Source organism: Cryptosporangium japonicum (assembly GCF_039524755.1).
Lineage (GTDB): Bacteria > Actinomycetota > Actinomycetes > Mycobacteriales > Cryptosporangiaceae > Cryptosporangium > Cryptosporangium japonicum.
This window is the reverse complement of the sequence record NZ_BAAAGX010000006.1, coordinates 116,403-136,096: the sequence shown is the minus strand read 5'-3', so window position 1 is coordinate 136,096 and position 19,694 is coordinate 116,403. Positions and strand designations below refer to the sequence as shown.

The 19,694-nt window shown below is 69.2% G+C and carries 14 protein-coding genes and 1 pseudogene; 8 read left to right on the top strand and 7 right to left on the bottom strand.

The annotated features are described in order from the left end of the window. Positions 1-46: 46 nt before the first annotated feature. The 4 genes from rplK (at position 47) to rplL (ending at position 2,565) form a co-directional block, all read left to right on the top strand. Positions 47-481 (top strand): 50S ribosomal protein L11, encoded by a 435-nt coding sequence (rplK, locus tag ABD437_RS05530; RefSeq protein WP_344647643.1) that lies wholly within the window; start codon positions 47-49, stop codon positions 479-481. 68 nt (positions 482-549) lie between these two features. Beyond that, positions 550-1,266 carry a 50S ribosomal protein L1 gene (gene rplA / locus ABD437_RS05525; RefSeq protein ID WP_344647642.1) on the top strand — a complete coding sequence of 239 codons (717 nt, stop codon included), beginning with the start codon at positions 550-552 and terminating at the stop codon, positions 1,264-1,266. A gap of 266 nt (positions 1,267-1,532) precedes the next feature. Next, positions 1,533-2,105: a 50S ribosomal protein L10 gene (gene rplJ / locus ABD437_RS05520; RefSeq protein WP_344647641.1), complete on the top strand. Its 573-nt coding sequence runs from the start codon at positions 1,533-1,535 to the stop codon at positions 2,103-2,105. Between the two features lie 70 nt (positions 2,106-2,175). Continuing rightward, positions 2,176-2,565 carry a 50S ribosomal protein L7/L12 gene (gene rplL, locus ABD437_RS05515; RefSeq protein ID WP_344647640.1) on the top strand — a complete coding sequence of 130 codons (390 nt, stop codon included), beginning with the start codon at positions 2,176-2,178 and terminating at the stop codon, positions 2,563-2,565. Positions 2,566-2,613: 48 nt separating this feature from the next. Here rplL and ABD437_RS05510 read toward each other — a convergent pair whose 3' ends face one another. Together ABD437_RS05510 and ABD437_RS05505 are read right to left on the bottom strand one after the other, a co-directional pair. Further along, positions 2,614-3,369, bottom strand: coding sequence for a WecB/TagA/CpsF family glycosyltransferase (locus ABD437_RS05510; RefSeq protein WP_344647639.1), 756 nt, complete (start codon positions 3,367-3,369; stop codon positions 2,614-2,616). 27 nt (positions 3,370-3,396) lie between these two features. Beyond that, positions 3,397-4,347 carry a GDP-L-fucose synthase family protein gene (locus ABD437_RS05505; RefSeq protein WP_344647638.1) on the bottom strand — a complete coding sequence of 317 codons (951 nt, stop codon included), beginning with the start codon at positions 4,345-4,347 and terminating at the stop codon, positions 3,397-3,399. A 66-nt stretch (positions 4,348-4,413) separates the two neighbouring features. Between ABD437_RS05505 and ABD437_RS05500 the strand changes: the two genes are divergently transcribed. Beyond that, a complete protein-coding gene (locus ABD437_RS05500) occupies positions 4,414-5,595 on the top strand; it encodes a glycosyltransferase family 4 protein (protein WP_344647637.1) in 1,182 nt (393 codons plus the stop codon). Positions 5,596-5,766: 171 nt separating this feature from the next. Further along, complete coding sequence (locus tag ABD437_RS05495; protein ID WP_344647636.1) at positions 5,767-7,431, top strand: O-antigen ligase family protein; 1,665 nt, start codon at positions 5,767-5,769, stop codon at positions 7,429-7,431. Between the two features lie 61 nt (positions 7,432-7,492). Here the strand turns inward: ABD437_RS05495 and gmd are convergent, their stop codons facing one another. From gmd to ABD437_RS05475, 4 genes are all read right to left on the bottom strand, one after another. Beyond that, complete coding sequence (gene gmd / locus ABD437_RS05490; protein WP_344647635.1) at positions 7,493-8,545, bottom strand: GDP-mannose 4,6-dehydratase; 1,053 nt, start codon at positions 8,543-8,545, stop codon at positions 7,493-7,495. A gap of 13 nt (positions 8,546-8,558) precedes the next feature. Further along, complete coding sequence (locus ABD437_RS05485; RefSeq protein WP_344647634.1) at positions 8,559-9,803, bottom strand: MATE family efflux transporter; 1,245 nt, start codon at positions 9,801-9,803, stop codon at positions 8,559-8,561. Further along, positions 9,800-10,540 (bottom strand): CDP-alcohol phosphatidyltransferase family protein, encoded by a 741-nt coding sequence (locus tag ABD437_RS05480; RefSeq protein WP_344647633.1) that lies wholly within the window; start codon positions 10,538-10,540, stop codon positions 9,800-9,802. The genes ABD437_RS05485 and ABD437_RS05480 overlap by 4 nt, the downstream gene beginning before the upstream one ends. 230 nt (positions 10,541-10,770) lie before the next feature. After that, complete coding sequence (locus ABD437_RS05475; RefSeq protein ID WP_344647632.1) at positions 10,771-11,478, bottom strand: phosphocholine cytidylyltransferase family protein; 708 nt, start codon at positions 11,476-11,478, stop codon at positions 10,771-10,773. Between the two features lie 2,913 nt (positions 11,479-14,391). Here ABD437_RS05475 and ABD437_RS05470 point away from each other — a divergent pair. Next, positions 14,392-14,844, top strand: coding sequence for a hypothetical protein (locus ABD437_RS05470; RefSeq protein WP_344647631.1), 453 nt, complete (start codon positions 14,392-14,394; stop codon positions 14,842-14,844). Positions 14,845-15,273: 429 nt separating this feature from the next. On the opposite strand, the pseudogene ABD437_RS42980 reads toward ABD437_RS05470, so the two are convergent. Next, a pseudogene (locus ABD437_RS42980) lies at positions 15,274-15,441 on the bottom strand (PRC-barrel domain-containing protein); the annotation flags it as partial. Between the two features lie 735 nt (positions 15,442-16,176). Between ABD437_RS42980 and rpoB the strand changes: the two are divergent. Continuing rightward, the gene (gene rpoB / locus ABD437_RS05465) at positions 16,177-19,608 is read left to right on the top strand and encodes a DNA-directed RNA polymerase subunit beta (RefSeq protein WP_344647630.1); all 3,432 of its coding nucleotides are present in this window, start codon (positions 16,177-16,179) and stop codon (positions 19,606-19,608) included. Positions 19,609-19,694: the final 86 nt, after the last annotated feature.

Sequence of the window (19,694 nt, the reverse complement as noted above, 5' to 3'; positions counted from 1 at the left end):
CCGGAGATACCGGGGGTCTGCAGTAAAGCCCAGGAAGCCCAGGAAGATGCCTCCCAAGAAGAAGAAGCTTTCCGCGATCATCAAGCTCCAGATCAAGGCCGGCGCCGCGACGCCGGCCCCGCCGGTGGGCCCCGCGCTGGGTCAGCACGGCGTGAACATCATGGAGTTCTGCAAGGCCTACAACGCGGCCACCGAGTCGCAGCGGGGCGACATCGTCCCGGTCGAGATCTCGGTCTACGAGGACCGCTCGTTCACGTTCGTCACCAAGACCCCGCCGGCCGCGCGGCTGCTGCTCAAGGCCGCCGGTGTGCCGAAGGGCTCGGGCGAGCCGCACAAGACGAAGGTCGCCACGGTCACCCGTGACCAGGTCCGCGAGATCGCCCAGACCAAGATGGTCGACTTGAACGCGATCGACATCGACCAGGCCGAGAAGATCATCGCGGGCACCGCCCGTTCGATGGGCATCACGGTCCAGGACTGACTCAGTAGTTAGTGGGAGAGCCGGGCGCGGCTCATTCACCACAACTCCATAGCTTTCAGGAGAAGCAAATGCAGCGCAGCAAGGCCTACCGCGCAGCCGCGGAGACCATTGACAAGACCAAGCTCTACAGCCCGCTGGAGGCGGCGCGGCTGGCCAAGAGCACCAGCACCACCAAGTACGACGCGACCGTCGAGGTCGCGATCCGGCTGGGCGTCGACCCGCGCAAGGCCGACCAGATGGTGCGTGGCACGGTCAACCTGCCGCACGGCACCGGTAAGACCGCTCGGGTCATCGTGTTCGCGGTGGGCGACAAGGCCGCGCAGGCCGAGTCCGCCGGCGCCGACGCGGTCGGCTCGGACGACCTGATCGAGCGGATCCAGGGCGGGTGGCTGGACTTCGACGCCGCCATCGCGACCCCGGACCAGATGTCCAAGGTCGGCAAGATCGCGCGGATCCTGGGCCCGCGCGGCCTCATGCCGAACCCGAAGACGGGCACGGTCACGCCGGACGTCACCAAGGCCGTGAACGAGATCAAGGGCGGAAAGATCAACTTCCGCGTCGACAAGCAGGCCAACCTGCACCTCGTGATCGGCAAGGCGAGCTTCGACGACACGAAGCTGGTCGAGAACTACGCGGCGGCGCTCGACGAGATCAACCGGGCGAAGCCGAGTGCGGCGAAGGGCAAGTTCCTGAAGAAGGTCACCTTCACCACCACGATGGGCCCGGGCATCCCGGTCGACCCGAACCGCGCGCGTAACCTCACCGAGGAAGACCCCGCGGTCTGAATCACCTGATCGAGAAGGGCGGCCCCAGGCGGGGCCGCCCTTTTTCGTGTTTCGCTGGAGTTCAGGTACGCTTTGGAGCGACATTCCACCGAAGACCGCTGGTCGCTGCGCTCGCGCAGCCGAAGGTCCCGCTGAAAACGCGGGCGACCCGCGCAGGCCGGACGGTCGCCATTGGTTTCTCCTTTGTGCTGCCCCGTGCGCCTGCGCCGGGGCGTCTCTCGTTTCTGGCGGATGTAGACCAGCCCGAGTTACGAGAGAGGAGGCCCATGGCTGACACGCAGGTTCGCCCCGACAAGGCGTCCGCGGTGGCTGAGCTCACCGGTGGATTCCGCGACTCGTCCGCGGCGGTGCTCACCGAGTACCGCGGTCTGACGATGGCGCAGATGACTGAGCTGCGTCGCTCGCTCGGACGCGAGACGACCTACGCGGTGACCAAGAACACGCTGGCCAAGATCGCCGCGCGCGACGCCGGTATCACCGACCTCGACGAGCTGCTGACCGGTCCCACCGCGATCGCGTTCGTCAAGGGTGACCCGGTCGAGGCCGCCAAGGGCCTGCGGGACTTCGCGAAGGCGAACCCGCTGCTGGTCGTCAAGGGTGGTGTCCTCGACGGGAAGACCCTTTCCGCCGACGACATCAAGAAGCTGGCCGACCTCGAGTCGCGCGAGGTTCTGCTCGCGAAGCTCGCCGGCGCCATGCAGGCCAAGATGGCTCAGGCGGCGGCGACGTTCAACGCGCTGCCCACTCAGCTCGCCCGGCTCGCCCAGGCGCTGCAGGAGAAGAAGGCCGCCGAAGGCGGCGCCGAGGCTCCGGCCGAGGCACCCGCCGACGAGGCCTGAGTCTCGCCGCACGAAAACCACGCTGGGGTGAACGATCCCCGGCACCCCAACCTGAAAGGAACCGCCTGACATGGCGAAGCTCAGCTCGGCCGACCTGCTCGAGTCGTTCAAGGAAATGACGCTCATCGAGCTCTCCGAGTTCGTGAAGCTCTTCGAGGAGACCTTCGACGTCAAGGCCGCCGCTCCGGCTGCCGTCGCCGTTGCCGGCCCGGCCGGCCCCGGTGCCGCCGCTGAGGCCCCCGAGGAGAAGGACGAGTTCGACGTCGTCCTCGAGTCGGCCGGCGACAAGAAGATCCAGGTCATCAAGGAGGTGCGTGCCCTCACCAGCCTCGGCCTGAAGGAGGCCAAGGACCTGGTCGACGGCGCGCCCAAGCCCGTCCTGGAGAAGGCCAACAAGGAGACCGCCGACAAGGCGAAGGCTCAGCTCGAGGCCGCCGGCGCCACGGTGTCGGTCAAGTAAGTCTGTCGAAAAAAGCCCCGCCCCGGTCACACCGGGGCGGGGCTTTTTTTAGCGCCACCTGTCGGTGAGCGCCCCGTACACAAAAATCGGGTTACCGACGAGGTACCGCTTCCAGAGCCGGCGCGGCTCGGTGGCCAGCCGGTACGCCCACTCCATGCCGTACTTCTGCACCGCCGCCGGCGCCGAGGGCTTGTTGCCGGCGTGGAAGTCGAACGCCGCCCCGACCGGCACCACCGTGCAGTTCAGCCGCTTCGTGTACGCGGCCACGAACTCGTCCTGCCGGGGGGTGCCGAGCCCGACCCAGAACACGTCCGGCTTGGCGGCTGCGACGCGGGCCACCAGCTCGTCGGCCTCCTCCGGGGTGAGCGGGCGGAAGGGCGGGGACTCCACCCCGACGAACTCCGCACCGGGGAAACGCTCGCCCAGCTTCTCCGCGAGCTTGGCCACGGTTTCCGGGGACGCCCCGTACAGGTAGTGCTTGAGGCCTTTCGCGCGCCCCTGGTCGATCGTGTCGGCCATCAGGTCGGGCCCGTACGTACGCGCGTTCATGTCCGGGTACCCGCGACGCCGACCCACCATCGCCACGTAGTGACCGTCGGCGAAGTTGATGTCGGCGTCGTTGAGCAGCGCCCGGAATTTCTCGTCCCGGACCGCGAGCGACAGCGTGTACGCGTTGCACAGGTGCGTGGCCCGGGCCTGGCCGTAGTGCGAGTCGACGACCAGATCAGCCGCCGGCTGCCGGGTGACTGCTTCGATATGGACACCGCAGCACACGAACGTGCCCGGCCGCGTAGACGTCGTCATAGCTATCGGAGCTTAGTTGTAGAAGCGTCAGCGACGAAAAGTCGCCTGGTGCTCCAGGAACCACTCGTAGACGCTGCGGATGCCGTCGCGGAGTTCGACCGTCGGTTCCCAGCCCAGTGACTTGATGCGTGACACGTCGAGCACCTTGCGCGGCGTGCCGTCGGGCTTCGAGGTGTCGTGCGTGAACTCGCCCTCGTATCCGACGACGTCCGCGATCATCTGCACGAGTTCGTCGATCGTGACGTCCTCGCCGACCCCGATGTTGATCGGCGCCGGGTCGTCGTAGCGCTCGAGCAGCACCAGGCAGGCGCGGGCCAGGTCGTCGGTGTGCAGGAATTCGCGGCGCGGGGTGCCGGTCCCGTAGATCGTGAAGGTCTTTTCGTACCGGGTCTCGTGCATCCGACGCATCACCATCGGCATCACGTGCGCGCCCGGGATCTCGAAGTTGTCACCCGGCCCGTACAGGTTCGTCGGCATCGCGGAGATGAAGCTGCGGCCGTACTGGCGCCGGATCGCCTGCACCTGCATCACGCCGGAGATCTTCGCGATCGCGTACGCGTCGTTGGTCTCCTCCAGCGGCCCGGTGAGCAGCGAATCCTCCCGGATCGGCTGCGGGGCGAACTTGGGGTAGATGCAGCTCGAGCCGAGGAACAGGAAGCGGGTGACGCCGAACTCGCTCGCGGCGTCCAGCAGGTTGGTCTGGATCCGCAGGTTGTCGGAGAGGAACTCCGCCGGGTACGTGGAGTTCGCGAAGATGCCCCCGACCTTCGCGGCGGCGTCGATGACGTACTCCGGCTTCACCTCGTCGAAGAACGCACGCACCGACTCGCGGTCACGCAGATCGAGCTCCTTCGACCGGCGTCCGACCAGGTTGGTGAAGCCGACCGACTCGAAGTACCGCCAGAGCGCCGAGCCCACGAGGCCGCCGTGGCCGGCGATGTAGACCCGAGCGTCACGGGGGACCGGGTGGTGGAACAAGGCGTGTCCTCTCCGGGTAGTAACGTCTGGCGCCAGCGTATCCAAGCCTGTGGAGAGCCTCCCGCCGTGAAGATCGTGATAGCGCACAACCGCTACGTCTCGGCCAATCCGTCGGGTGAGAACACGGTCGTCGACCTGGAATCACGGCTGCTCGCCGAGGCCGGCATCACCGTGCTGCCGTTCCAGCGCAGTTCCGACGAGATCGCGTCGCTCTCCAAGGGCCAGAAGGCGTTCCTGCCGATCTCGCCGATCTACGCGCGTCAGGCGCAGCAGGCGCTTTCCGCGTTGCTGACCTCCGAAAAGCCGGACGTGCTTCATCTGCACAACCCCTACCCGCTGCTGTCGCCGTGGGTGATCCGTACCGCGCACGCCCACGGCGTCCCGGTCGTCCATACCGTGCACAACTTCCGGCAGGTCTGCGCCAACGGCCTGTACTTCCGGGACGGGCACGCCTGCCACGACTGCCTGGGCAAGTCGTTCCCGTACCCGGCCGTGCAGCACTCCTGCTACCGCGGCTCCAAGGCGCAGAGCGCGCTGATGGCGACCACGCTCGCGGTGCACCGCGGCACCTGGCACTCCGTCGACCGCTACCTGGCGCTCACGCCGGCGATCGCCGATCACCTGCGGTCGTTCGGCATCGAGGATTCGCACATCACGGTGAAGCCCAACGGCGTCCCGGACCCGGGCCGGCATTCCCAGGCCGGGAACGGGTTGCTGTTCGTCGGCCGGTTCTCCGCCGAAAAAGGCCTCGACCTCCTGTTGGACGCCTGGCAGCGGCACGCCGAAGGGTCGCTGGGCACGCTCCGGCTGATCGGCGACGGACCGCTGGCCTCGTCGGTGGCCTCCGTGGCCGCCGGTCGGGCCGACATCGAACTGCTCGGGCGCCGCACCCACGAGGAGGTGCAGGAGGCCATGCGCGCGTCGGCGGCCCTGGTGACCCCCTCGACGTGGGACGAGGTGTGCCCGATGGTGGTGGTGGAGGCGCTGGCCAACGCCCGCCCGGTGCTGGCCACCGCGATGGGGGGCCTGCCGTACCTCGTCGGTGAGGGGGCGGCGGGCTGGACCGTGCCGCCGGACGTGGACGCGCTCGCCGCGATCCTGCCGCGCGTGGTGGCCGAGGCGCCCGGCCTGGCCGACGCCGCCCGGGCCCGGTACGAGGAGAAGTTCTCCACAAAAGTGACCACGGCCGCGCTGATCGGCGTGTACGAGGAACTGGCTTCGAAGTTTCCCTCGAAGTTCACAGGATAAGAGTGGATATAGCTGGCGAGTACCGTCAGTGGCTCGGACGACGCAATGCGAGAATCAACGGGACCGATGCAGAAAGCATCGCGTCCACTGTGCGGTAGCGCTACGGGGCAACGGCGCGGCCGTGCAGCAGTACAGGTACGCACACAGCGACCCGGAGGATTCAGCACAGCCGTGGTGAACCAGCAGCGCGTCAGCCCCGCCTTCCCGGTGCTCGATTCCGATCGATGGACGAGCAGGCACACCCGCTTCGCGACGATCGGCGCGGTGATCGTCGCGATCGCCTGGCTGCTCGAAGCCGCCCAGAACAACGCCGCGAACGGAACCAGGGCCGCGATCGGGGCCGCGCTCGCGGTGACCGTCGCCGGTCTGGCGCTGACGCTGCGCGGAGTCACCTGGTCCGGCCTGGCCGTCGGCGGTTTCGTGGTGTTCAGCGGCATCATGTCGTGGACCTGGACCACCACCCGCGAGGTCACCTGGTCGGTCTACGTGATCGGCGCGCTGCTGCTGATCGCCTGGACGTTCCCCTGGGTGCGTGACGCGATCCGGCTACCACGGCTGGGCGCGGCCTGGCTCGGTCTGGCGTACTGGCCGCTGGGCATCATCTCGGCGCTGCTGACCGCGAACGTCTCGATCGCCGGGCAGCGCGTCGCGTACTTCGGGGTGTCGGCCGTGGCCGCGCTCGGCATCCTGGTGGCGCTGCGCCGCACCGGGCGTGACCCGTCGATCGGCGTCGTCACCGCGTTCCTGTTCGCGATCGCCGCGCTGTTCCTGGTCGGCTCCGGCAACCTCCTCGACGACGCCCACGCGGTGCCCGACGGGCCGTGGGGATCGGCGATGACCGGCCGGTTCTGGGGTGGTCCCGGGCTGCTGTACCACCCGAACTCGCTCGCGCTGATCGGCGTGCTGGTCACGTTGCGGATCGCCCCCGACCGGTCGTTCGCCCGCTGGCAGCGGTGGGCGGTGATGGGCGTCACCGGGCTGGTGATCCTGCTGACCAACTCGCGCACGGCGTGGCTGTTCCTGGTCTGCGCGGCCGGTGTGCACCTGCTCGTGCTGGCCCGCAAGCAGTGGTGGACGCGCCGCGGTGCCGCGGTGCCCGACGACGGGCTGCCGGTGCGCTCCTCGTTCCGCGAGGCCGTGGTGGCGGCGGTCGTGCCGATCGTGCTCGTCGGCATGGTGTTCATCGGGATGGGCGGGGTGTCCTCGCTGTTCCAGAGCCGCTACGACAACACGGTGACGGAGCCGAGCACCGCGACCGAGGTGAAGGACTACACCAGCGGCCGGTTCGACACCTGGAAGCAGGTGATCGACGAGTTCGAGGGTGACGCCGTCGTCGCGAAGCTGTTCGGCAACAACTCCGATCCGCGGGGCGCGGTGGTCCGGGAGGACACCGGTCCGGTGGGGGAGCGTCCAGAGCTCACCACCGACAACTCGGCGATCGGCGCGCTGCGCCGCGCGGGCGTCCTCGGGTGCGTCGCGTTCCTGTTCGGGCTCGGGCTGCTGCTGTGGCGCGGGATCCGGCGCGGGGCGCCGGCCTGGTTCACGATCACGGTCGTGGCGTCGCTGGCCACGATCCCGTGGGCCGACTGGCTGCTCGGCGGCGTCGGCGGCACGTTCTGGATCTTCCTGCTCGCCGCCGAGGCCTGGATCGCTTTCGGCCGGTCCGCCCAGCCGGCTCGACGCACCTCTCCGGCGCCGGAGGGCGCCGTGAACCCGTCCCCGGCCGCCGGTGGCCCGGCCGACCCCGCCCCGAGCGGGCCGTCGGTGGGTTCCCGTCCGGTGGCCCCGGACCCGGCGGCGGTGCCCGGCCAGGCCAGCGCTCCGGCCAGCCGCTGACTCCCGGACACGACGAAGGCCGCGCCCCTCATCAGGGCGCGGCCTTCGTCGTCGGGTCAGGTCAGCGGTCGTCCAGGCGGACGGAGCGCCCGGAGAGCTGGTCGTCGAGCTGCTTGATGTCGGCGTCCACCATGATCTGGGCGAGCCGGCGCCAATCGGTGTCGGCCTTCCATCCGAGCTTCCGCTCGGCCTTGCCCGGGTCACCGACCAGCGCGTCGACCTCGGCCGGACGCTCGTACCGCGAGTCGTGCTTGACGTACTTCTCCCAGTCCAGCCCGACGTGCGAGAACGACGCCGCGACGAAGTCGCGCACGGTGGCCGGCACGCCGGTGGCCAGCGCGTAGTCGTCCGGCTCGTCCTGCTGCAGGATCCGCCACATGCCCTCGACGTACTCCGGCGCGTATCCCCAGTCGCGCACCGCGTCGAGGTTGCCGAGGAACAGCTCCTCCTGCAGGCCCGCCGCGATCCGCGCCACCGCCCGGGTGATCTTGCGCGTCACGAACGTCTCACCGCGCCGCGGCGACTCGTGGTTGAACAGGATGCCGTTCGACGCGTGCATCCCGTACGACTCTCGGTAGTTCACCGTCAACCAGTACGAGTACATCTTCGCGACGGCGTAGGGGCTCCGCGGGTGGAACGGCGTCTGCTCGTTCTGCGGCGGCGGCGTCGAGCCGTACAGCTCGGACGTGGAGGCCTGGTAGAACCGCGTCTCGATCTTGGCCGCCCGGATCGCCTCGAGCAGCCGCGCGGTGCCCAGCCCGGTGGTGTCACCGGTGTACTCCGGGATGTCGAAGCTCACCCGCACATGGCTCTGCGCGGCCAGGTTGTACACCTCGGTGGGCTGGATGTCGCGGATCGAGTTGACCAGCCCGCTGGCGTCGGTGACGTCGCCGTAGTGCAGGAACAGCCGGCGGTGGGCCTCGTGCGGGTCCTGGTAGATCGCGTCCAGCCGCTCGGTGTTGAACATCGACGCACGGCGGATGATGCCGTGGACCTCGTAACCCTTCGCGAGCAGCAACTCGGCCAGGTACGACCCGTCCTGCCCGGTGATGCCGGTAACGAATGCCACACGCCTGGGGGTCGGGTCGGTCACTGAGCTGTCCTGTTCTGTCATTGGGGGTCGGGGCTCATCGTACGGCGGCCGCGGGTTCCACCGGCTCGAGCCGCCGGTGAGCGTTCCGGTACAACACGATCATCGCCGCGAGGCCGACCGCCGAGCCGACGAGCATGCCCCACGCCGCACCGCGCAGGTCGTAGGCCAGCGTGCCGACGACCAACGCGACCGCCTGCGCGACGACGAACACGACGTACTGCACGAACAGGCTGCGGACGCGCTGCATCCCGCGCAGCGCCGCGGTGAACGGCACCTGCACGAGGTAGATCAGGGCCTGGATCGCCACCGGGAGCGCGATCGTGCTCGCCTGCGCGTACTTCGGCAGGATGACGTCGAGCACCGGACCGGCGAGCGGCGAGAGCGCGACCGGCACCAGCCCGCACAGCGCGGTCACGGTGAGCGCCTTGCGCAGCAGCCGGCTGATCCCGGCCGCGTCACCGGCACCGGCCAGCCGCGACATCCGCGGCGTCAGCAGGCTGGACACGGCCATCTGCAGGTTCTGCGCCGGCATCAGCAGCCCGTACTGGGCGGCACGCAGCAACGAGAACGCCGTCGGCGTCAGCAGGCCGCTGACGAGCGTGGAGACGAACTGCACCTGAGCCTGCCCGAGCAGCGCGGTGAGCGTCAGCCAGCTGGACAGGTGCCGGGTCTCCCGGATCCATCCGCGCAGGTCGCCCCTCCACGGGCTGATCCGGGTGCGGAGCAGGAACGAAGCCGCCCCCGCGACGCCGCCGAGGCCCCACGCGCACAGGAACACCGCACCGTCGCGGTGGCCGAGCCCGAGCAGAACGACCAAAATCAACGCCTGCACGCCGACGTAGGTCAGGTCGGCGACGAGCGCACGGGCGGGGTTCCGTTCGGCGAGGAAGTAGTACCGCCCGGCGTCGTGGACGAGCACGAACGGCAGGAACGGGGCCAGCCAGATCAGCTCGCCGAAGAACCCGGGACCGACCGCCCACGCGACCACGACCACCAGCGCGGCCGCCGCCCCGAACACCAGGGCGGTCTTGGTGGCGTCGGCGGACTGCCGGGCCCGGTCGGCGTCGCCGTACCGGGCGGAGTAGGTCAGCAACACGTCGCCCACGAGCGCGCGGGCGATACCGATCACGAAGAAGCCGACGCCGATCGCGAACAGCACCGCGCCGGCCTCCGCGGGGGCCAGGAACGGCAGGACGAGCAGACCGGTCGCCGCGTTCGCCCCGGCGCTGACCAGCTGGTCGGCGAGGCCGGCGGCGGCGTTGCCCCGCAGCTTCTTCACTGGGGTTCGTGCGGGGGTGCCACCAGGCCGGCCTTGCGCGCGGACTGGCCGATGCTGGCGAGCAGGAACAACCCGTTCACCACGGTGAACGCGGCCATCAGCCACGGCGTCAGGCCCGGCACGAACGCGATCACCACCCCGCACACCGTCACGACAGCACCGTAGTCGCGCACCAGCTTGACGATGCGCACGGGCAGCGAGGTGGACGTCATCAGGCTCGCCGACGCGGTGTTGGACGAGGCCAGCACCGACGTGACGAGGTTGATCATCCACGTGCCCGCGAACACCGCGACCAGCCAGATCGGCGTCCCCGGAGCGTGCGCCAGCGCCGTCGCGGAGATCGCCGCGACGAGCGAGATCTGCACCGCGACGTCGCACAGGATGTCGACCCGGGCGCCGGCCGGACCGGCCATGCCGGTGACCCGGGCCAGCTGGCCGTCGGAGCAGTCGAGGCTGTACGCGAGCTGCCAGAGCAGCAGTGCGCCGAGGCCCAGGGCCCAGGCCGGCACGTCGTCCCGGGCGGCCGCCGGTGCGAGCGTCACGACCGCGATCGAGGCCGCGAGGCCCAGCGCCAGGTTGATCAGCGTGAGCGCGGACGGCGCCAGCCGCAGGCGATGCGCGGCGACGGCCAGGTAGGAGCCGACACGCTGGTTCACGGTCTCGGTGAACAACCCGCCACCGCGGTGACGGGAGAGGAAGTCGGCGGCGGTGGGCCGGGTGTTCGGTGCGTGGGGCATGGTGCCTGGGCTTCGTGGCGTGGTCTCGGGGCGGGAGCTTTCGGGGCGGGAGTTCTCGGGGCGGGAGTTCTCCGGGCTGGAGCTCTTGGGTGTGGCTGCCGAGTCGGTGCTCTGGGGGGTGGCCCCGGCGTCTGGGCTCGGTGGCGTGGCCGCGGGGGTGGGATCGGGGTTCGGCGGGGTGGCCGTGGCGGCGGCGATCGTGGGCGCGGCGGCCGGGGGGATCGGCGAAGTCATCGGGTCTCGACGTCCAGTTCGTTGGCGCGGGCGAGGTCGGCGTCGAAGTCGACCTCCACCACCCCGAAGCGGGAAATGTCGACCGCACGGAACCGGCTACCGGCGTCCGCGATCGCGGTCTCGACCCCGCGCTCGAAGTAGTCCTGGTCGTCGGCCGCGTCCAGATGCTCGATCAACGTGGCCTTGTCGTCGGCCGCGACGTAGTTGATCCCGACGGCCTCACCCAACGCACCCTCACGGACCTGCTTGGAGAGGTCCTTCACGAACCCGTCGCCGTCGAGGGTGTACTTGACCTCTTCGTCGGCGACCGACTCGGTGTTCACACAGATGAAGCTCGGCCCGGCCTCGACCTGCGCGGCCACGTCCTCCAAGAGCCCGTCGACGAACACGACGTCACCGTTGAGCCAGAGCACCCCACCCGGAGCGGACAGCCGCAACGCCTTGAGCAGGCTCTTGCTGGTGTTCGTCTGGTCGTAGACCTCGTTGTAGACGAACAACGCCTCGGGCGCGGCCTCCATGATGAGGTTCATCTTGAAGCCGACCACGATCGTGACGCGGGCCGCACCCCCGAACGCCGCATCGATCCGGTCGAGCTGGTGCCGCAGGATGCTCTTGCCGTCACGCAAGGGAGTCAAGGTCTTGGGGTGGGGTCGTCCGAGCCGCGTGCCCAGCCCGGCCGCGAGGATCACCACCTGCGGCGCCATCAAGCCATCAACTCCTCGTTCATGTGTCCGCTGTCGTCCCCGCGGGGAGGATAGCGTCCCGTGATCGGTTCACGTCCGGTCGGAAGCCCGGCTGTGGATACCCGGTGGTCACCGATGCGATAGGTGTTGATCATCCCGAGTTCCCGCGGGGTTGGGGCTTTCTCGCCGTGGTTCTCACTGCCGGTGGTTGTTTTTTTGCCTGCGGGCAGCTGGCGGATTCGTTGCTGCGAACGGCTGTCCGCTGGCGTCGGCTTTCCGTTGGCGGCCCTTCTGTGCCGCCTGAGCCTGTGCCGCCTGAGCCTCTCGCCGTCGGAGTCTCTCGCTGCTGGCGTCTCTCGCCGCTGGCAGCCTCGCCGGTGGCGGGATCCCGTTGTCGGCAGCCTCGCCATGGCAGCCTCTTGTGGGGAGCTTCCCGCTGTGGGCAGCCGTCTGCTGTGGGCGGCTTTTCGCCGCCGGCGGGCGGTAGGTGTCTTATCGCGGGCGGCGGTGGCGCCCTACGTGGTCGGAGGGTCCGCGTTCAGCGGTGGAGGCCGGGGTGAGGGGAACGAGAGGGCTCTTGGTCACCGGCGGGAAGGGAGAGCCGTCGCCGGCGCGCTGAACGAAGACGTTGGGCGGCCGGACGGCGTCGTCGTCCTGGTTGTCTTCTTCGGCGGCTTCCTGCCCTTTTGTTGCCGAAGCCGACAAATTAGGTGGAGTATGGCTCGACCGGTTTCCCGCCTTGGCTCGATCGGAGAATCCGGCCGGAGAAGGCGCCGATGCCGCGGGTGCGCCTGAGGCAGATGCGCCGCCGGTGGCTGCACCCGCGGGTGATACGCGGGCGGCAGGTGCGCCTGCGGCGGATGCGCCTGCGGTGGATGCGCCTGCGTTAGGTGCGCCCGGGGTAGGTGTGCCTGCGGTGGGCGCGCCCGCAGAGGCCTGCTTTGCTGCGGCTGGCTTGGGTGCAGCGGGCTTAGTCGGGGCGGGCTTGGCTGCGGCGGACTCGGGTGAGTCAGGCGCCGCAGCAGTGGGCTTATGGGTGGATGCAGCTGGCTTACTAGCGGCTGGCGTAGGTGCTGTCGAGTCGTTCGTAGCTGGCCCGGCAGCGCCTGGCCTGGCACCAGTGGGTGTGGCCGCCGAGGCGGTAACAGGCGAGGTCACTCCGGCCCGGTTCGCAGTGAGCGAATTGGCTGCTGACTGGTCCCTAGCGGGCGAGTCGCCTGCTGCCCGGTTAGCAGCCGGTGAGTTGCCTGCTGCCCGGTTGGCAGCGGGGGAGTTGGCGGTGGCCTGGTTGGCTGCTGTCCGGTTTCCAGCGGGTGAGTCGGCGGCGGCCGGGTTGGCGGCCGCCCGGTTTGCGGCGGCCGAGTTGGTAGCGGGGAAGTCGGTGGCCGCTGAGCTGGCGGCGGGTGGGGTGGCAGGAGCCGAGCTAGCGGCCGGCGGGGTGGCAGGAGCCGAGCTGGCGGTCGGCGGGGTGGCCCCGGGCTGCGGGGGCACGGCTCGGCCGGTCGGGGTGTTCGGCCAGACCTGACGAGCCGGCCAGTTGCCCGCCGGTGACACGGGCGCCGTCGGGGAGAGCGGCTCAGAAGGAGCGTCCACGGGGCGCGGCGGCATGTGCAGCGTTGTCGGCCGGAAATCCAGCGAGACCGGGCCGGGAGGGTAGGGCCCCTCCGACTGCCCATCGCCCGGAGGTGCCTCCACGGGCCGCAGAGCCCGCACCCGCTCGCCGCCCGCCCCCGCTGACGGACCTCCATCAGACCGCCGCTGCTCGAAGCGAGACCCCTCAGAAGGCGCCTGCGCATCCCGAGGCTCCCCAAAACGTGCCGATTCAGGACGCGCCGATTCAGGACGTGCCGATTCGGGCCGCGCTAACCAGGGGCGCACCGATTCAGAGCGAGCCGATTCACGAGGCGTCGATTCAGGGCTCACCAAGTCAGGGCCCTGCGCTTCAGGGCGCACCGGCTCGCTGCGTGCTGACTCGCTGCGTGCTGACTCGCCGCGCGCTTGCTCGGATCGCGCTTGCTCGGATCGTGCCTGGTCGGGCCACGTTTGATCGGGGCGGGACGATTCGGGACGTGCCTGTTCCCGGCGGAGTCCTTCGGGGCGTTCATGCTCAGCGCGAGGAAGCTCAGGGAGCGCCTGCTCGGAGCCGGGCCCACCGAAGCGAGCCTGGCCGGATCGCACCTGGTCAGGCCGCTGCTGGTCAGTTCGCGACTGCCCGGGGCGAGGCCTATCGAAGCGCGGCTGATCTGAGTGCTCGAGCCCTCGCTGCTCGGGCCCCCGCTGCTCGGGCCGCGGCTCGTCGGGTCGCCATTGTTCGGGCCGTGGCTGCTCGGGTCGCCGTTGTTCGGGGCGTGGCTGCTCAGGCCGCCATGTTTCGGGTCCCGTTTGCTCGACGTGCAGTTGGCCGGACCGCGATTGCTCCGGCCGGGCCGCACCGGGGCGTGCCGCTTCGGAGTGAGGCCCTTCGGAGCGAGGCCCTTCGGAGCGAGGCCCTTCGGAGCGGAGCCCTTCGGAGCGGAGCCCTTCGGAGCGGAGCCCTTCGGAGCGAGGGCGGTCGGCGTGAGGGCTGTCGGTGCGCGGCGGCGTTTCTGGACGGCGATCCTCGATGGGGCTGGGGCGCGATCCTGGCGTGGGTGGGCGGAAGCTGGACAGCGTCGGTCCGGGGCGGAACTCGGAGTGCTCCGGAACGGCGCGTAGGCCGGACGGCTCCGGAGGCTGCCTGCCGAACGGGCGCGGGGTCGCGTCGGGCGTGTTGGTCCGGGTCGCGGAATCCCGCTGCTGGTCCGTCGGGGCTCCCCATCGGGGCGCCGGGGACGTGGGTGCGCTCGAAGCCTCGTCGCGAGGTGCATCGCCCTCGCGGCGACCCGCGTCCGGCTCGTCGTGACGCGGTCGCCGGTACGGCTCATCGCGGTCGACCCGCGCACGAGAAAACTCGTCGTGTTCGTCCCGGTCCCGCTCGCGGAAGGGCATCTCCCGCTCGCCGTAGGCGCCCGACGGTTCGCCCCCCTCGCGGTAAGGCTGCTCGCGCTCAGCCCTCTGGCGGAAGGGCCCCTCACGCTCGGGGAATGGCTCCCCCTGCCCGCGGAACGGATCCGGCCGCTCGCCGAACTGCTTCGCCTGCTCGCGGAACGGATCGCCCCGCTCACCCAACTGCTCCGGCCGCTCACCCAACTGTTCCGGCCGCCGGCTCAACTGTTCCGGCCGCTCGCCCAACGGCAGCTGCCGCTCGCCCAACGGCAGCGGTCGCTCGCGGAAGGGATCCGGCCGCTCGCTCGGGGATTCCTCGCGCTCACCCCCCGGGCGCAAAAACCCTTCCCGCTCGCCGAACGGCTCCGCCGGCGCCCCGAACGGCTCCGGCCGCTCACGCCGAAACTCATCGCCCTCGGCTAAAGCCCCCTCCCGAGAGAAGCCCTCCCGAGAAGAGCCCTCCCGAGAAGACCCCTCGCCGAAAGACCCCCGATCAACCCCGTCCGACGAACCCCGAAAACCCGAAACCTCATCCGGATCATCGTCATATGGCCCGTACGGATCGCCGAACGGATCATCCGGCGGCAGATCCGCCCGCGCCGCCCGCACCGGCGCCTGCTCCCCGTGCGGCGTGTCGTCGGCCAGGCCGTCCAGCGCCGTGGCACCCCCGAACGAGCTGAACCGGCCGGTGTCCTCGTCGATCGCGTCGGAGACCTTCGGCAGAGCCGGCGGCCGCACCCCGTAGTGCTGGTACAGCTCGAGCTCCTGCTCGGGCGTCAGCGCGCCGAACGGGCCGGCCGGGTCGAGGTCGGGTGCGGTCTTGACGACGTGCTTCTCGAACGGCAGTTGCAGCCGGTCGCCGTCGAGTTCCGCGTCCCGCACCGGGACGAAAGACTCCTTGGTGCCGAACAACCCGGTGTGGACCGTGACCCACTCCGGCGCCTGCGTCCGGTTGTCGAGGTAGACCTGACCGATTTTGCCGAGCTTGCTACCGGTCGCGTCATAGGCCGTCGCATGCACCAGCGCCTGGGCATGCTCCTGGGTCAACACAGTCCTTGCCTCCGCGATGTCTTCGTTCAGCCGGACAAGGTACCCATCGTCGGAAAGTCCAATCCGTGTGCCTGGTGTGAGGTGAAACGCTCACTGGGCCCGCATGGTTCGCGCGGGGGACACAGTGAGTCAGGAGTCATCGATAGTCACTCCGGTCACAACCGTGTCGAAGTGGTGCATCGCCCACTTCTGACCCGTGATCCGCGCATGACTCGCGGTGTCCCTCCAGCTCATCCTCCACCTGGCCAGGGCGGCATTCATCCGGTGAGGTATCCCCCCACCTGGGGCGCGCCTCTTGACGTGGCGGACCGGCACAGGCACGCTCTTCTCGTAGCGCGCAGCCAGTGCACATGCTCGGTGGCTGAGCGTGACGAGTACCTGAAGTACGGGCTTGTAATTCGAACCCGGTAATTTCGGCCTGCCGAGGTGCGCGGCAGGGCGCGTGGTCGGGCCGGCTCCCGTCGTCCCCCCGATGTTTCGGCAGATGCGGTCTGCGGGGAACACGGTTCAACCGGGAGTTGGGTTCGAGGTGGTTGACGTACGGGGTGTCAAGCCGCCTGCCTGGGGATTCGACAGTAGTGTGCCTTGCGGCTACACTGCTAGTTTGCGCTGCCTTCTGCCTTTCGCACCTCCAGTTTGCTGGAGGTCGATAGGAGTGCGCGCACGACGACCGTTCGGATCCGCAGGTCCTCGGAAGGACGCATCTTGGCAGTCTCCCGCCCCGGCACAAACACTCCTCCCCGTACCGCCGCCGGCAAGCCACAACGCATCTCGTTCGGGAAGATCGCCGAACAGCTCGAGGTGCCGAACCTGCTGGCACTCCAGACGGACTCGTTCGACTGGTTGGTCGGCAACGACGCCTGGCGGTCCCGGGTCACTGGCGACCCGTCGTCGGTCGCCGGTCTGGATGAAATTCTGACGGAGATCTCCCCGATCGAGGACTTCTCGGGGTCGATGTCCCTGTCCTTCTCCAACCCTCGCTTCGAAGAGGTCAAGGCCTCGATCGAGGAGTGCAAGGAGAAGGACCTCACTTACTGCGCTCCGCTGTTCGTGACGGCGGAGTTCACGAACAACACCACTGGCGAGATCAAGAGCCAGACGGTGTTCATGGGCGACTTCCCGATGATGACGCCCAAGGGCACGTTCATCATCAACGGCACCGAGCGCGTCGTCGTCTCCCAGCTCGTGCGTTCGCCGGGCGTGTACTTCGACCGGCAGCCCGACAAGACCTCCGACAAGGACGTCACCAACGTCAAGGTGATCCCGAGCCGGGGTGCCTGGCTTGAGTTCGACGTCGACAAGCGCGACACGATCGGCGTCCGGATCGACCGCAAGCGTCGGCAGGCCGTCACGGTTCTGCTGAAGGCGCTGGGCTGGACGCCGGAGCGGATCCGCGAGCGCTTCGCGCACTCGGAGATCGTCCTCGCGACGCTCGAGAAGGACCACGTCCAGACGCAGGACGAGGCCCTGCTCGACATCTACCGCAAGCTGCGCCCGGGCGAGCCGCCGACGCGCGAGAACGCCCAGACGCTGCTGGACAACCTCTTCTTCAACCCGAAGCGCTACGACCTGGCCAAGGTCGGTCGCTACAAGGTGAACAAGAAGCTCGAGGTCGACGTCCCGATCACGACCGGCGTGCTCACCGAGGACGACATCGTCGCGACGATCGACTACCTGGTGAAGCTGCACGTGGCCGAGGAGGGCTACGAGCCCGACGACATCGACCACTTCGGCAACCGGCGCCTGCGCACGGTCGGCGAGCTGATCCAGAACCAGGTCCGCGTCGGCCTCTCCCGCATGGAGCGGGTCGTCCGCGAGCGCATGACCACGCAGGACGTCGAGGCCATCACGCCGCAGACGCTGATCAACATCCGGCCGGTCGTCGCCTCCATCAAGGAGTTCTTCGGCACCAGCCAGCTGTCGCAGTTCATGGACCAGACCAACCCGCTGGGTGGCCTCACCCACCGGCGCCGGCTCTCGGCGCTCGGCCCCGGTGGTCTGTCCCGTGAGCGTGCGGGCTTCGAGGTCCGCGACGTGCACCCCAGCCACTACGGCCGGATGTGCCCGATCGAGACGCCGGAAGGTCCGAACATCGGTCTGATCGGTGCGCTCTCGACGTTCGCGCGGGTCAACCCGTTCGGCTTCATCGAGACCCCGTACCGCAAGGTCGAGGACGGCGTCGTCACGTCGCAGATCGACTACCTGACCGCGGACGAGGAGGACCGGTACGTCAAGGCCCAGGCCAACGCCATCCTCGACGCCTCCGGCCGCTTCACCGAGGACCGCGTCCTGGTCCGCCGTAAGGGCGGTGAGATCGACTACGTGCCCGGCACCGAGGTCGACTACATGGACGTGTCGCCGCGGCAGATGGTCTCGGTCGCGACCGCGATGATCCCGTTCCTCGAGCACGACGACGCCAACCGCGCGCTCATGGGCGCGAACATGCAGCGTCAGGCCGTGCCGCTGCTCCGTAGCGAGTCGCCGCTGGTCGGCACCGGTATGGAGGCGCGCGCCGCGCAGGACGCCGGTGACGTCGTGCTGGCCGAGCAGGCCGGTGTGGTCGAGGACGTCTGCGCGGACTACGTCACGCTGATGCACGACGACGGCACCCGCCGCACGTACCTGCTGCACAAGTTCCGCCGTTCGAACCAGGGCACCGCCATCAACCAGCGCCCGCTGGTCGAGGAGGGGCAGCGGATCGAGAAGGGCGGCGTCATCGCCGACGGTCCCTGCACCGACGAAGGCGAGATGGCGCTCGGCAAGAACCTGCTGGTCGCGTTCATGCCGTGGGAGGGCCACAACTACGAGGACGCCATCATCCTGAGCCAGCGTCTGGTCCAGGACGACGTCCTCACCTCGATCCACATCGAGGAGCACGAGGTCGACGCCCGCGACACGAAGCTCGGCGCCGAGGAGATCACCCGGGACATCCCGAACGTCTCCGAGGAGGTCCTGGCCGACCTCGACGAGCGGGGCATCGTCCGGATCGGTGCCGACGTCACCACCGGCGACATCCTGGTCGGCAAGGTCACCCCGAAGGGCGAGACCGAGCTGACCCCGGAGGAGCGGCTGCTCCGCGCGATCTTCGGTGAGAAGGCGCGCGAGGTCCGCGACACGTCGCTCAAGGTGCCGCACGGTGAGTCCGGCAAGGTCATCGGCGTCAGCGTGTTCAGCCGGGACGAGGGCGCCGAGCTCTCGCCGGGCGTGAACGAGCTGGTCCGGGTCTACGTCGCCCAGAAGCGCAAGATCCAGGACGGCGACAAGCTCGCCGGCCGCCACGGCAACAAGGGCGTCATCTCGAAGATCCTCCCGGCCGAGGACATGCCGTTCCTCGAGGACGGCACGCCGGTCGACATCGTGCTCAACCCGCTCGGTGTCCCCGGTCGAATGAACCTCGGCCAGGTCCTGGAGACCCACCTCGGGTGGATCGCGTCCCAGGGCTGGAAGGTCGACGGCGACGAGCCGTGGATGAAGGAACTGAAGCGCATCGGCGCCGACGAGGCCGAGCCGAACGTCAACACCGCGACCCCGGTGTTCGACGGTGCCCGCGAGCACGAGATCACGGGGCTGCTGGCCTCGACGATCCCGAACCGCGACGGCGACCGGATGGTCAACGCCGGTGGTAAGGCGCGGCTGTTCGACGGCCGCTCCGGCGAGCCGTTCCCGGAGCCGGTGAGCGTCGGCTACATCTACATCCTGAAGCTGCTCCACCTGGTCGACGACAAGATCCACGCCCGGTCGACCGGCCCGTACTCGATGATCACGCAGCAGCCGCTGGGTGGTAAGGCGCAGTTCGGTGGCCAGCGCTTCGGTGAGATGGAGTGCTGGGCGATGCAGGCCTACGGCGCCGCCTACGCGCTGCAGGAACTGCTCACGATCAAGTCCGACGACGTGCTCGGCCGCGTGAAGGTCTACGAGGCCATCGTCAAGGGCGAGAACATCCCGGAGCCGGGCATTCCGGAGTCGTTCAAGGTTCTGCTGAAGGAACTCCAGTCGCTCTGCCTGAACGTCGAGGTCCTCTCGAGCGACGGTGTGGCCCTGGAGATGCGCGACTCGGACGACGAAGTCTTCCGGGCCGCGGAGGAGCTGGGCATCGACCTGTCTCGTCGCGAGCCGAGCAGCGTCGAAGAGGTGTGAGGTTCCGAGCCGGCGGCGACAGCAGCCGCCGCCGGCTCGTAACGAGGGTCAAGAGCTACACCCAAAGGCAGTAACGAACCTCTAGA